Annotated in this window: 12 protein-coding genes and 1 tRNA gene; 11 read left to right on the top strand and 2 right to left on the bottom strand. The window is 73.3% G+C overall.

Annotated elements, in window-relative coordinates; genetic code table 11:
* The first annotated feature begins 52 nt into the window (after window positions 1-52).
* The 10 genes from O2W15_RS00155 (at window position 53) to O2W15_RS00110 (ending at window position 11154) form a co-directional block, all read left to right on the top strand.
* Window positions 53-1051 (top strand): LacI family DNA-binding transcriptional regulator, encoded by a 999-nt coding sequence (locus tag O2W15_RS00155; protein ID WP_269161951.1) that lies wholly within the window; start codon window positions 53-55, stop codon window positions 1049-1051.
* Window positions 1052-1429: 378 nt separating this feature from the next.
* The gene (locus tag O2W15_RS00150) at window positions 1430-2788 is read left to right on the top strand and encodes an extracellular solute-binding protein (RefSeq protein ID WP_269177915.1); all 1359 of its coding nucleotides are present in this window, start codon (window positions 1430-1432) and stop codon (window positions 2786-2788) included.
* Window positions 2789-2895: 107 nt separating this feature from the next.
* Window positions 2896-3852 carry a carbohydrate ABC transporter permease gene (locus tag O2W15_RS00145; RefSeq protein ID WP_269177914.1) on the top strand — a complete coding sequence of 319 codons (957 nt, stop codon included), beginning with the start codon at window positions 2896-2898 and terminating at the stop codon, window positions 3850-3852.
* Window positions 3849-4775, top strand: coding sequence for a carbohydrate ABC transporter permease (locus tag O2W15_RS00140; RefSeq protein ID WP_269177913.1), 927 nt, complete (start codon window positions 3849-3851; stop codon window positions 4773-4775). The genes O2W15_RS00145 and O2W15_RS00140 overlap by 4 nt, the downstream gene beginning before the upstream one ends.
* Before the next feature lie 142 nt (window positions 4776-4917).
* Entirely contained in the window at window positions 4918-6429 is a 1512-nt protein-coding gene (gene arfA / locus O2W15_RS00135) for an arabinosylfuranosidase ArfA (protein ID WP_269177912.1), read from the top strand.
* Window positions 6430-6536: 107 nt separating this feature from the next.
* On the top strand, window positions 6537-7610 hold the full coding sequence (locus O2W15_RS00130; RefSeq protein WP_269177911.1) for an ABC transporter ATP-binding protein: 1074 nt from the start codon (window positions 6537-6539) through the stop codon (window positions 7608-7610).
* 64 nt (window positions 7611-7674) lie between these two features.
* Window positions 7675-7770, top strand: a tRNA-OTHER gene (locus O2W15_RS00125).
* 60 nt (window positions 7771-7830) lie between these two features.
* On the top strand, window positions 7831-9168 hold the full coding sequence (gene selA, locus O2W15_RS00120; protein WP_269177910.1) for an L-seryl-tRNA(Sec) selenium transferase: 1338 nt from the start codon (window positions 7831-7833) through the stop codon (window positions 9166-9168).
* Window positions 9159-10928, top strand: a complete 1770-nt coding sequence (gene selB / locus O2W15_RS00115; RefSeq protein ID WP_269177909.1) for a selenocysteine-specific translation elongation factor — start codon at window positions 9159-9161, stop codon at window positions 10926-10928. Before selA ends, selB begins: the two co-directional genes overlap by 10 nt.
* 94 nt (window positions 10929-11022) lie before the next feature.
* A complete protein-coding gene (locus O2W15_RS00110; protein WP_269177908.1) occupies window positions 11023-11154 on the top strand; it encodes a hypothetical protein in 132 nt (43 codons plus the stop codon).
* Window positions 11155-11179: 25 nt separating this feature from the next.
* Here O2W15_RS00110 and O2W15_RS00105 read toward each other — a convergent pair whose 3' ends face one another.
* Both O2W15_RS00105 and O2W15_RS00100 read right to left on the bottom strand, forming a co-directional pair.
* A complete protein-coding gene (locus O2W15_RS00105) occupies window positions 11180-11341 on the bottom strand; it encodes a hypothetical protein (protein WP_269177907.1) in 162 nt (53 codons plus the stop codon).
* 98 nt (window positions 11342-11439) lie between these two features.
* On the bottom strand, window positions 11440-12225 hold the full coding sequence (locus O2W15_RS00100; protein WP_269177906.1) for an enoyl-CoA hydratase-related protein: 786 nt from the start codon (window positions 12223-12225) through the stop codon (window positions 11440-11442).
* Window positions 12226-12264: 39 nt separating this feature from the next.
* On the opposite strand from O2W15_RS00100, the gene hemW reads away from it, so the two are divergent.
* Complete coding sequence (hemW, locus tag O2W15_RS00095) at window positions 12265-13497, top strand: radical SAM family heme chaperone HemW (RefSeq protein ID WP_269177905.1); 1233 nt, start codon at window positions 12265-12267, stop codon at window positions 13495-13497.
* The last annotated feature ends 29 nt before the right edge of the window (window positions 13498-13526 follow it).

Here is a 13526-nt window from a genome sequence, read left to right as displayed (position 1 = left end):
GACCTGCCGAGTCAGCGCCGGAGCGCCTGGTCGCGACGGGAGGAGCGGGTTCGTGGTCGCCACGCTGCACGACGTGGCCCGCCTTGCGGGGGTCTCCTTCAAGACGGTGTCGAACGTGGTGAACGACTACCCGCACGTCCGCCCCAGCACCCGGCAGCGCGTGCAGGAGGCCATCGCGGAGCTGGGGTACCAGCCGAACCTGTCGGCGCGCAGCCTCCGGTCGGGTCGCAGCGACGCGATCAGCCTCGCCGTCCCCGAGCTGCGGTTGCCGTACTTCGCCGAGCTCGCCGACGAGGTCATCCGGGCGGCCGAGCGCCGGGGCCTGGTCGTGCTCATCGAGCAGACCAACCGGGACCGCAAGCGGGAGCTCGACCTGCTCGGCAGCGCCCGGCTCCGGATGGTGGACGGGCTGCTGTTCAGCCCGCTGGGGCTCAGCGCCGAGGACGCCTCGCTGGTTGAGATCGACACCCCGCTGGTGCTCCTCGGGGAACGCATCTTCCACCCCTCGGTCGACCACGTGACCATGCAGAACGTGGCGGCCGCGCGGGCCGCCACCGAGCACCTCCTCGCCCGCGGTCGCCGGCGCATCGCGGTCGTCGGGTCCCACCCCGGCGAGGTGATCGGCTCGGCCGGGCTGCGCCTGCAGGGGTACCGGGCGGCGCTGGACGCGGCGGGCATCCCGTTCGACGAGCGGCTGCTGGGCCCGGCGGAGCTGTGGCACCGGCGGGAGGGTGCCGAGGCGGCGCAGGCGCTGATCGCCTCGGGGGTGGACTTCGACGCCGTGTTCGCCTTCAACGACACCCTCGCCCTGGGTGCCATGCACGCCCTGATCGCGGCCGGCCGGCGGGTCCCCGACGACGTCGCGGTGATCGGCTTCGACAACACCGACGACGGCATGTTCTCCCAGCCGACGCTCACCACCGTCGACCCGGGCCGCCGGGAGATCGCCGAGCGGGCCGTCGAGGCGGTCGTGCAGCGGATCGCCGACCGGGGCATCGCCCCGCAGCACGTGGAAGTGGGCTACTCGATCGTCCAGCGCGAGTCCACCTGAGGCCTCGATCGCCGGGCGTCGGTCGCGGGCGCCGTCCCCGGGGTGAGCCCTCGAGCCGGTCGCTCGGGCAGTCCTGCGGCGCCTCCGCCTGCCCCGTCGGCGCGTTGCGAAGAGCCTCTTGACACCGGTCGTGGGATGGGCCACATTGCTCTTCACAACGTTGTAGAACGTGCTCCAGGGCACAGTCGCCAACGTGTGCGGCGCTCCGGCGTCTGCTCCCGGTCACCACCCAGCGACCGGGCGAACCTGCGCGCGGCGCTGGGCGACACCCTCGCCCACTGCAGCTCGCCGCACCTCGCTCCGCCGGGAGTCGAACGTGCAGCCGGCTCCAGCCACCGACGACGGCGTCCGTGGCCGTCACTCCGAGAGGGACCTCCCGTGAACAAGAAGATCATGACCGCACTGTTCGGTGCGGGGACCGTCATGACCGGCCTCACCGCCTGTGGCGGCGGCGGGGACGGCGAGGCCGCAGCCAGTGGCGGCGGCGGTGGGTCGTGCAGCGTGCCGATCGCCAACGAGGAGGCGCCGGTCGTCTCCGTGTGGGCGTGGTACCCGAACATGAAGACGGTGGTGGAGAACTTCAACGACACCCACACCGACGTGCAGGTCTGTCTCACCAACGCCGGCCAGGGGGCCGACGAGTACGCCAAGTTCCAGACCGCCGTCTCGGCCGGCCGCGGCGCCCCGGACGTGATCATGCTGGAGACCGACACCGTCCCGGTCTTCGCCCTCCAGGAGGCGCTGGTCGACCTGAGCGAGTACGGCGCCAGCGAGGTCGAGGGCAACTTCGGCGAGGGTGCCTGGCGCGACGTCTCCAGCGGCGACGCGGTGTACGGCATCCCGATCGACGGTGGCCCGATGGCGATGATGTACCGCCAGGACATCTTCGACCAGTACGGCATCACCCCGCCCACCACCTGGGACGAGTACCGGGCCGCGGCGGAGACGCTGAAGGCGGCCGGTGGGCCGCTGATGGGCGACCTCCCGGCGAACGTCCCCGCCCCCACCGTGGCGCTGATGCAGCAGAACGGCGCGGAGCCGTGGACCTACGACTCGGCGAACCCGACCGAGCTGGAGATCGACCTCAACAGCCCGGAGAGCAAGGAGGTGCTGGACTACTGGGCCGGCCTGGTCGAGGACGGGCTCATCGGCACCCAGGACCAGTTCACCACCGAGTACATCTCCGGTGCGATCAACGGCGACTACGCCACCTACATCTCCGCCGCCTGGGCCCCCGGCTACCTGACCGGCGCCGGTGCGGGTGAGGGCGCGGACGCGGGCACCTGGCGCGTCGCCCCGCTGCCGCAGTGGGACCCGGCCAACCCCGTCTCGGTCAACTGGGGTGGTTCGGTCCTCGCGGTGACCAGCCAGGCGGAGGACCCGGAGCTGGCCGCGCAGGTCGCGAAGGAGCTCTACGCAGACGAGCCGTCGCTGACCGACGGGTGGACGTCGCAGACGATCTTCCCGCTGAACCAGTCGGTGCTGAACTCGCAGGAGTTCATCGACCACGAGTCGGAGTTCTTCGCCGGCCAGACGGCCAACAAGGACGTCTACATCCCGGCGGCGAACGCCTACGAGGGGTCGACCTACAGCCCCTTCGGCACCACGTTCTACGCCCAGTTCACCGAGGAGATCGCCGCCATCAACGCCGGTGAGAAGACCGGCTCGGAGGCGCTGGACGACCTGCAGGCCGAGATGGAGGCCTACGCCGAGCAGCAGGGCTTCACGCTCAACTGAGGCCGTCGGCCCAGCCGGACGACTCCGTCCGGTCCCGGAGGGGGCGCAGCACCCCCTCCGGGACCGGACACCCCCACCTCCCCAGGACGAACGAGAGCGAGACGGTGATGGCAACGCTGGACACGGCAGAGCGGCCGGTGTCTCCGCCGGCAGGCGCCACGTCGGCCACCGGACGCCGGGGTACGGCCCGGCGCAAGAAGCGCGGCAACCGGATGGTGGGCTGGCTGTTCCTGGCCCCGTTCGCCGTGGTCTTCCTGCTGTTCCTGGTCGGCCCGCTGCTGTACGCCTTCTACCTCAGCCTCTTCACCAACGGGCTGGCCACGGGCGAGGAGTTCGCCGGTCTGGCGAACTACAGCCGGGCCTTCACCGACCCGGCGTTCCTGTCCGGTGTCTGGTTCGTCGTGCGCTTCGCCGTCGTGGTCATCCCGGCCCAGATGCTGGTCGCCCTGATCGCCGCCCTGGTGCTCGACTCGCTCACCAGCCGCTTCGCCAAGTTCTCCCGGCTGATGATCTTCATCCCCTACGCGATCCCCGCCGTCATCGGTGCGGTGCTGTGGGGCTTCCTGTACAGCCCGAACTTCGGGCCGCTGGAGCAGCTGTTCGGGGAGAGCGCACCGTTCCTGCTGAGCCCGGACAACCTGTTCTACGGGCTGACCAACGTGGTGACCTGGCAGTGGGCCGGCTACTACATGATCATCATCTACGCGGCGCTGCAGGGGATCGACCCGGCCATCTACGAGGCGGCCCGGATGGACGGCGCGAAGGCCTGGCAGATCGCCACCCGGATCAAGATCCCGATGATCAGCTCGGCGCTGGTCCTGATCCTGGTGTTCGCCGTCATCGGCACCCTGCAGTTCTTCACCGAGCCACAGGTGCTGCTGCCGATCTCCAACGGGTCGATCACCACCGACATCACCCCGAACGTCTACGCCTTCAACCTGGCGTTCCGGTTCGCCCAGTTCAACTACGCCTCGGCCATCTCCTTCGCCCTGGGCATCGTGGTGTTCATCGGCGTCTACCTCTTCCTCTTCCTGACCCGCAAGCGTGGGGGGTTCCTCAAGTGAGCGTCCTGTCCACCTCCGTCCGCGCCGACGACGCGGTCCACGCCCTCCGGGAGGGCCGCCGTGCCCGACGCCCGCGTCGGCGTCGTACCGGCTCGCACCTGTTCCTCGCCTTCCTCGTCCTCTACTTCGTGCTGCCGCTGTGGTTCCTCGTGGTGGCCAGCACCAAGAGCCCCGGTGGGCTGTTCAACTCGCCGAACGGTGCCCTGTGGTTCGGGGAGGAGTTCGCCCTCTTCGACAACCTCTCGACGCTGTTCACCTACAACGACGGCATCTACCTCAGGTGGCTGGGCAACTCGCTGCTCTACGCCTTCGGCGGCGGCATCGGGGCCACCGTCCTGGCCGTGCTCGCCGGGTACGCGTTCGCCAAGTTCGACTTCCCGGGCCGGCGGATCTCCTTCGCGCTGCTGCTCGGCGCGGTGATGGTGCCGATGACCGCGCTGGTCATCCCCACGTTCGTGATGCTGTCGGAGGTCGAGCTCACCAACACCCCGTGGGCGGTGATCCTGCCGTCGATGCTCAGCCCGTTCGGCGTCTACCTGATGCGCGTCTACACCGCCGACGGCGTGCCCGACGAGCTGCTGGACGCGGCCCGGATGGACGGCGCGGGGGAGTTCCGGACGTTCTTCCAGGTCGCGCTGCCCCTCATGCGCCCGGCGATCGTGACGGTGCTGCTGCTGTCGGTCGTGGGCACCTGGAACAACTACTTCCTGCCCCTCGCCGTCCTGTCGGACTCCGAGCTCTTCCCGATCACCGTCGGGATCAACCTCTGGCAGGGGCTCGCCGGGGCCAACAACGGCGGCGGCGTCTCGCTCTACACGCTGATCGTCGTCGGGTCCCTCGTGTCGATCATCCCGCTGATCGCCGCCTTCCTCGGCCTGCAGAGGTACTGGCAGGGCGGCCTGTCCATCGGCAGCCTCAAGTAATCCCCCCGGTGGCCCGCCACCGGCGCCGGGCCACGGCCGGCGCGGCACGTCCCCGTGCTGCGCGCCCCCTCCCTCTGGCGTGCCTGCTCCAGGCCCGTCACCCCACCGCGCGGCCCGGCCGCTCCCACGTTGAGGAACCCCCATGTCCACCGCACAGCTGACGCTCGACCCCCGCTTCACGATCGGAGCCGTCCACCGACGGGTCTTCGGCTCCTTCGTGGAGCACCTGGGCCGCTGCGTCTACGACGGCCTCTACGAGCCCGGCCACCCCACGGCCGACGAGGAGGGCTTCCGGACCGACGTGCTGGAGCTGGTCCGCGAGCTCGGGGTCTCGACGATCCGCTACCCCGGCGGCAACTTCGTCTCCGGCTACCGGTGGGAGGACGGCGTCGGGCCCCGGGAGGACCGGCCGAAGCGCCTGGACCTGGCGTGGCACTCGCTGGAGACCAACCAGGTCGGCCTGCACGAGTTCGCCCGCTGGAACGACAAGGCGGGCAGCGAGCTGATGCTGGCGGTCAACCTCGGCACCCGCGGTGTGCTGGAGGCCCTCGACCTCCTCGAGTACAGCAACGTCCGGTCCGGGTCGGCCCTGTCGGACCAGCGGATCGCCGACGGCACCACGGAGCCCTTCGGCGTGAAGATGTGGTGCCTGGGCAACGAGATGGACGGCCCGTGGCAGCTGGGGCACCGCAGCGCGGAGGACTACGGGAAGGTCGCCGCCCAGGCCGCCAAGGCCATGCGCCAGCTGGACCCGTCGGTCGAGCTCGTGGTCTGCGGCAGCTCCAACTCCGCCATGCCGACGTTCGGGGCGTGGGAGCGCACCGTGCTGGAGCACACGTACGAGGACGTCGACTTCATCTCCTGCCACGCCTACTACGCCGAGCGCAACGGCGACCTGGCCGGCTTCCTCGCCTCGGCCGTCGACATGGACCACTTCATCGAGTCCGTCGTCGCCACCGCCGACCACGTCAAGGCGGAGCTGCGCAGCGCCAAGACGATCAACATCGCCTTCGACGAGTGGAACGTCTGGTACCAGGAGCGCTTCCACGCCGAGGACCAGATCACCGACATCGAGAAGTGGCCCTACGCACCCCGGCTGCTCGAGGACGCCTACCACGTCGCCGACGCCGTCGTCGTCGGCAGCCTGCTCATCTCGCTGCTCAAGCACGCCGACCGGGTCACCTCCGCCAGCCTGGCGCAGCTGGTCAACGTCATCGCGCCGATCATGACCGAGCCCGGTGGCCCGGCCTGGCGGCAGACGACGTTCTTCCCCTTCGCGCTGACCTCCCGCCTGGCCCGGGGCACCGCGCTGCGCGTCGAGCTGTCGAGCGAGACGTACCGGACGACCGAGCACGGCGACGTCCCCCTGGTCGACGCGGTCGCCACCCACGACCCGGAGACCGGCGCCACGGCGGTCTTCCTGGTCAACCGGGCGATCGAGGGGCCGACGACGGTGACCGTCGACGCCCGCAGCCTCGGCGACGTGCGCGTCCTGGAGACGCACACCCTGAACGACGACGACCCCTACGCGGTCAACACCCTGGCCGAGCCGACCCGGGTCGCCCCGGTGGCGAACAAGAGCGCCCACCTGCAGGACGGCGTCCTCACCATCGAGCTGCCCCCGGTGTCCTGGACGGCGGTCTCCCTTGGCTGACCCCCGGCCCGCCTGCTCAGCGGCCCCGCCCGCCGAGCACCCGATCACCTCTCCCTCGTCCGCCCTGCCCGGATCCCCGGCATCCCCGACCACCAGGAGTGCGCCCGATGGCGACCGTCACCTATGAGCGAGCGACCTGTGCCTACGCCGGCTCCGATCGGCTGGCGGTCGACTCGCTCGACCTGACCGTGGCCGACGGGGAGTTCCTGATCCTGGTCGGGCCCTCCGGCTGCGGGAAGTCCACGTCCCTGCGGATGCTCGCCGGCCTGGAGCAGGTCGACGAAGGGCGCATCCTCATCGACGGCAAGGACGTCACCGACGTCGAGCCGAAGGACCGGGACATCGCGATGGTGTTCCAGAACTACGCGCTCTACCCGCACATGACCGTCGCCGAGAACATGGGCTTCGCGCTGAAGATCGCCGGGATGGGCAAGGAGGAACGCCGCGCCCGGGTCGAGGAGGCGGCCAGGCTGCTGGACCTCGAGCCCTACCTGGACCGCAAGCCCAAGGCGCTCTCCGGTGGCCAGCGACAGCGGGTCGCCATGGGCCGGGCCATCGTGCGCAAGCCCAAGGTCTTCCTGATGGACGAGCCGCTGTCCAACCTGGACGCCAAGCTCCGGGTGCAGACCCGCACCCAGATCGCCTCGCTGCAGCGCCGGCTGGGCATCACCACCGTCTACGTCACCCACGACCAGGTCGAGGCGATGACGATGGGCGACCGGGTCGCGGTGCTCAAGGACGGCGAGCTCATGCAGGTCGGTGCTCCCCGCGAGCTGTACGACCGGCCGGCCAACGTCTTCGTCGCGGGCTTCATCGGCTCCCCGGCGATGAACCTCTTCGAGGTGCCGGTGACCGACGGGGGCGTCCGCTTCGGCGACCGGGTCCACCCGGTGGCGCGGGAGGTCCTGGCCGCCAACGCCGGCGACACGATGACCCTGGGTGTCCGCCCGGAGGACTTCGACCTCTCCGATTCGGGGGCCGCGGTCGAGGTCGACGTCGTCGAGGAACTGGGCGCCGACGCCTACGTCTACGGCCGGCTCACCCAGGGGGGAACCGAGTCCCTGGTCACCGTCCGCGTCGACGGCCGGCAGCCACCCCGCCGGGGGGAGCGGGTCCACGTCGTGCCGCGGGCCGACCACGTCCACCTCTTCGGCAGCGACGGGGTCCGGCTGGCGGACTGACCGCCGGGTCCCGCCGGACGGGTGGGACCTGCCGGTGCAGCCGCCGGGACGTAAGGTCGGCGGTGGAGACGTCAGGGTGTCTGGTGGCCCCCGCGGCCTCTAAAGCCGACGTGGCCGAGCAACTCGGTCAGGCGGGTTCGATTCCCGTCCGTCTCCGCCAGCCGCTCCGCGGAGCCGGCCCTCGGGCCGGCTCCGCGACGGCCACCTACGCTCGGCCGCGATGACCACGGACGCCACGACCACCGCCGCGACCACCGACCCGCGCCGGCGGGTGCCCCGGACCGACGCGGTGCTCGCCGACCCCGCCGTCGCCGCTGCGGTGCAGCGACTGGGCCGGGAACTGGTGAAGCGCGCCGTCCAGGTCGCGCAGCAGCGCGTCCGGGAGGGCGAGCTGTCGCCGGACGGCGTCGTCGCCGCCGTGCTGGCCGGGCTGCCCGGCACCGCCAGCAGCCTCTCGCCGGTGCTCAACGCCACCGGCGTGCTCGTGCACACCAACCTGGGCCGGGCACCGCTGTCGAGCGCGGCCGTGGCCGCGGTGGTGGCGGCCAGCGGCACCACCGACGTCGAGCTCGACCTCGGCACCGGCCGCCGCGGTCCCCGGGGAGAGGGAGCGCTGTCGGCGCTGCTGGCCGCCGTGCCCGCCGCCGAGGCCGCGCTGGTGGTGAACAACTGCGCCGCCGCGCTGGCGCTGGTGGCCACCGCGTTCGGCGGTGAGCTGGTCATCGCCCGCGGGGAGCTGGTCGAGATCGGCGACGGCTTCCGCATCCCCGACCTGCTGGTCAGCACCGGTGCGCGGCTGCGCGAGGTCGGGACGACGAACCGGGTCTCGCTCACCGACTACACCGACGCCCTCGGCCCGGACACCGGCGCGGTGCTCAAGGTGCACCCCTCGAACTTCGTCGTCCGCGGGTTCACCCGGTCCGCCGACGTCGCGGAGCTGGCTCCCGCGCTGGCCGACACCGGGGTGCCGCTGGTCGTCGACGTGGGCAGCGGGCTGCTCCGCCCGCATCCGCTGCTGCCCGACGAGCCGGACCTGCAGACCACGCTGGCCGCCGGCGCGGACCTGGTGCTGTGCAGCGGCGACAAGCTGCTCGGCGGCCCGCAGGCCGGCATCGTGCTCGGCTCGGCAGCGCTGGTCCAGCGGCTGCGCCGGCACCCGCTCTACCGGGCGCTGCGGGTGGACAAGACGACCCTGGCAGCCCTGGAGGCGACGGTGCGCGGCCCGGTGCCGCCGGTCCAGCAGATGCTGGACGCGGACCCGGCCGTGCTGCAGGCCCGGGCCACCGCGGTGGCCGGCGCGCTGCGGGCCCGCGGGATCGAGGCGGTGGCCGTCCCGTCGACTGCGCGGGTCGGCGGTGGGGGCGCCCCGGAGTTCGAGCTGCCCAGCGCCGCCGTCGCGCTCGACCCGCGGTTCGCCGAGCCGCTGCGGCACGGCGACCCGCCGGTGGTCGGCCACCTGGACGACGACCGCACCCTGCTCGACCTGCGCAGCCTGCTCCCGGCCGACGACGAGCGGCTGATCACCGCCGTGACGGAGGTGGCCCGCCGGTGGAGCTGACCGCTGCTGCCCGGATGGACGTCCTGGCGACCGCCGGCCACGTCGACCACGGCAAGTCGACGCTGGTGACGGCCCTGACCGGGATGGAGCCGGACCGCTGGGAGGAGGAGCGCCGGCGCGGGCTCACCATCGACCTGGGGTTCGCCTGGACGACGCTGCCCTCCGGTCGCCGGCTCGCGATCGTCGACGTGCCCGGGCACGAGCGGTTCGTGGGCAACATGCTCGCCGGGGTCGGTTCGGTGCCCGCCGCGCTGGTCGTGGTCGCCGCGGACGACGGGTGGTCGGCGCAGACGGCCGAGCACGTCGCCGTCCTCGATGCCCTCGGGGTGCGGCACGGGCTGCTCGCCGTCACGAAGTCGGACCTCGCCGACCCTGCACCGGTGCTCGCAGACGCCGCCGAGCGGCTGGCCGGGACGTCGTTGGGCCGGGTGCCCGCCGTGGCGGTCAGCGCGCGGTCCGGTTCCGGGCTGCCTGAGCTGGCCGCTGCGCTGGAGCAGGTGCTGGCCGGTCTGCCCGCACCCGACCCGGCCGCGCCGGTGCGGCTGTGGATCGACCGGGCGTTCACCATCCGGGGCGCGGGGACCGTCGTGACCGGCACCCTGGCCGCCGGAAGGGTGACCACCGGCGACCGGCTGGACCTGGGCGGGCGACCGGTGACCGTGCGCGGGCTGCAGTCCCTCGGTGCGCCGGTCGAGGCGGCTTCGGCCACCGCCCGGGTCGCGCTCAACCTGCGCGGGGTGGCCGTCGAGCAGCTCTCCCGCGGCGACGCGCTGCTCACCCCCGACGCGTTCCGGCGCACCGCGGACCTCGACGTGACGCTGGTGCGACCGGTCGAGGAGAAGCTGCCCGCGGAGCTGGTCGTGCACATCGGGTCGGCGACGGTCGCGGCGCGCGTGCGTCCGCTGGACGGGTCGGCCCTGCGTCTGCGACTGGCCACCGAGCTGCCGCTGCGGGTGGGGGACCGGCTGCTGCTGCGCGACCCCGGCGCCCGCCGGGTGCACGGTGCCGACGTGCGCGACGTGGACCCACCGGAGCTGCGCCGCCGCGGCGCTGCCCGGACCCGCGCGGCCGAGCTCGCCGAGCAGCCGCTGGGTGAGGCCGGGGCGCGGGCGGACCTGGTGCGGCGGCGGTTCGTGCGCCGGGCGGACTTCGTGGCGATGGGCTGGCCGGTGCCCGCGGACGCCACGGCCGTCGGCCCGTGGCTCCTCGCTCCGGGGTTGGCCGACGAGCTGGCCGCCCGGGTGCCGCAGGTGGTGGCCCGTTACCGGCAGCTGCGCCCGCTGGAGCCCGGCCCGCCGACCGCGGTGCTGCGGTCGGCGCTGGAGCTGCCCGACGTCGAGCTGGTGCCCGCGCTGGTGCGGGAGCCCCTGGCGCTGCGGGACGGCCGGGTCGTCTCCGGTGCTGCGGCGCTGCCCCCGGCGGTGCAGCAGGCGGTGGACGGCATCCGCGCCCGGCTGGTGCAGGAGCCGTTCGCCGCCCCGGAGGCCGGTGACCTGGTGGCCGCGGGGCTGGGGCCGCGCGAGCTGGCCGCGGCGGTGCGGGACGAGCAGCTGGTGCGGATCACCGAGGGCATCTACCTGGCACCGGGGGTCGCCGAGCAGGCCCGGGCCAGGCTCGCGGCGCTCCCGCAGCCGTTCACGCTCAGCGAGGCGCGCAAGGCGTGGGGGACTACCCGCCGGGTCGCCGTCCCGCTGGCCGAGTGGCTCGACGCCCGCGGGGTCACCGTCCGCCAGCCGGACAACACCCGCCGCCTGCGCTGACCCGCCGTCTCACCGGACGGGCGTCGCCGGCTCCGTCAGCCGGACGGCGTGAGGTGGGACGTGGATCCCGGACGCTGCTGCTCTGGCTGCACTGGTGCACCAGAGCACCAGCGTCCGGGACCACCCGGTGGCCGGCCCCCAGCGGGCGGGGCGCTTCGCGCGGGTCACCGATGAGCGACATGCCGACATCCAGCTCGGCCCGCTGATCGCCACGTACGTGCTCTGAGCCCACCTGGTGCCGGGCCGACCACTCAGACCGGGCCGCCGCCGGCCGCCAACTGGCGGAGGTCGACGTGTGCCGGCGTCTCCACCGGCAGCGGTGGGTCGGCGTCGTGCACCTCGACGAGCTGGTCGAGGGTCACCGGCTCCGGGAGCTGCCGGTACTGGGCCCGCGGGTGCGCCTGCTCGGTCACGGCCCCAGCGTGCGGCCGCGGAGTGCAGCGCGACAAGGGGTCTGGGCACGCTTGTGCTCTGGCTGCACTGGTGCGCCAGAGCACGAGCGTCGGCAGGGTCAGTCGCCGGCCGGCACCCAGCGGGCGGGGCGCTTCTCCCGGAAGGCGGCGATGCCCTCCTGGCCCTCCTCGCCGGCGAAGAACCGCGCCGACAGCTGCAGCAGCGCCGGGATCTGCCCGGGCAGGTCGGTGCCCGACCGCAGCAGCCGCTTCGTCTCGGCCAGCGCGGTCGGCGCCCCGGCGGCCAGGGCGGTGACCTGGGCGGCGACGGTGGCGTCGACCTCGTCGTCCGGCACGGCCAGGTCGACCAGCCCGCCGGCCGCGGCCGTCGCGGCGTCGAAGACCTCGCCGGTGAGCATCAGCCGGTGGACGACGTTGGGCAGCATCCGCGGCCGGCACACCGCGGAGATCACCGCCGGGACGACGCCGATCCGCACCTCGGTGAACGCGAAGGTGGCAGCGGCGCCGGCCACCACGACGTCGCAGGCCGCGGCCAGCCCCACCCCACCCGCACGGGCCGGGCCGCGGACGGCGGCGAGCACCGGCTTCGGCGCGTTCCAGATCAGTTCCAGCAGCTCGGGGAACTCGTTGACCCCCTGGTCGGCGGCGGAGCCTCCGGTGGCCTCGGCGAGGTCCATGCCGGAGCAGAACACCCGGCCGGTGTGGTCGAGCACCACCACCCGCACGGCGTCGTCGGCGAAGGCCTCGGTGAGGGCAGCGCGGAGCTGGGCGCGCATGGCGCGGGAGAGGGCGTTCCGGTTGGCGGGGGAGTCGAGGGTCAGCCGGGCCACGCCGGCGGACACGTCGACGGAGAGCACGCGGTCGTCATTGGTCGCGGAGGTCACGCCGCCATCTTGCCGGGGGCGGTCACACTGGGAGCAGCGATGACCACGACCCTCCCTCTCCTCGGCCAGACCCCGGCGCTGCCCGCGGACCCCTCGATGCTCCCGGCGTCGGCCCGGGACGGCCTGCCGACGACGCCGTTCGGCCTCTACGTGCACGTGCCGTTCTGCGCCACACGCTGCGGCTACTGCGACTTCAACACCTACACCTCCGACGAGCTGGGCCCGGGCGCCAACCGCAGCGAGTACGCCGGCACCGCCATCGCCGAGCTGCGGCTGGCCGCCGAGGTGCTGGGGCCCGACCGCCCGCCGGTGCAGACGGTCTTCGTCGGTGGCGGCACCCCGACGCTGCTGCCGGCGCAGGACCTGGTGGCCGTCATGGACGCCGTCCGTGAGCTCTTCCCCGTGGCCCCCGACGTCGAGGTGACCACCGAGGCCAACCCCGAGTCGGTGACGCCGGAGTCGCTGGCCACCCTGCGGGCCGGTGGCTTCACCCGGATCAGCCTGGGCATGCAGTCCGCCGCCGAGCACGTGCTCGCCGTGCTGGACCGCCGGCACACCCCCGGCCGGGCGGTGCAGGCTGCGCACGAGGCCCGGGCCGCCGGCTTCGAGCACGTGAACCTGGACCTGATCTACGGCGCACCGGGGGAGACCGACGCCGACTGGCAGGCCTCGCTCGACGCCGTGCTGGCCGCGCCGGTCGACCACGTCAGCGCCTATGCGCTGATCGTCGAGCAGGGCACCCGGCTGGCCCGGCGGGTGGCCCGGGGCGAGCTGCCGATGCCGGACGACGACGTGCTGGCCGACCGCTACGAGATGGCCGACCGCACGTTCGGAACGGCTGGGCTCGGCTGGTACGAGGTGTCGAACTGGGCCCGCGACCGGGCGGCCCGCTGCCGGCACAACGAGCTGTACTGGGCCAACGCGAACTGGTGGGGGATCGGGCCCGGCGCGCACTCGCACGTCGGCGGGCTGCGCTGGTGGAACGTCAAGCACCCGGCCGCCTACGCCGACCGGCTGGCCGCCGGTCTGCACCCGGCCGCCGACAGCGAGCTGCTGACGCCTGCGGACCAGGCGCTGGAGACGGTGATGCTCGGGCTCCGGCTGCGTGACGGGCTGCCGCTGACCGCACTGAGCGCGGCGGGGCGGGCGCGGGCCGCGGACTCCGTCGCCCGGGGGCTGCTGGCGGCCGCGCCGCACGAGGCGGGGCTCGCCGTCCTCACCGACCGTGGCCGACTGCTCGCCGACGCCGTCGTCCGCGACCTCACGGACTGAAGAAGGACCCGCGGCCGCACCCTGCAGCC

This window comes from Modestobacter sp. VKM Ac-2979, assembly GCF_026967995.1.
Classification (GTDB): domain Bacteria; phylum Actinomycetota; class Actinomycetes; order Mycobacteriales; family Geodermatophilaceae; genus Modestobacter.
The sequence above is the reverse complement of the archived record's forward strand: the minus strand, read 5'-3'. Positions and strand labels throughout refer to the sequence as shown.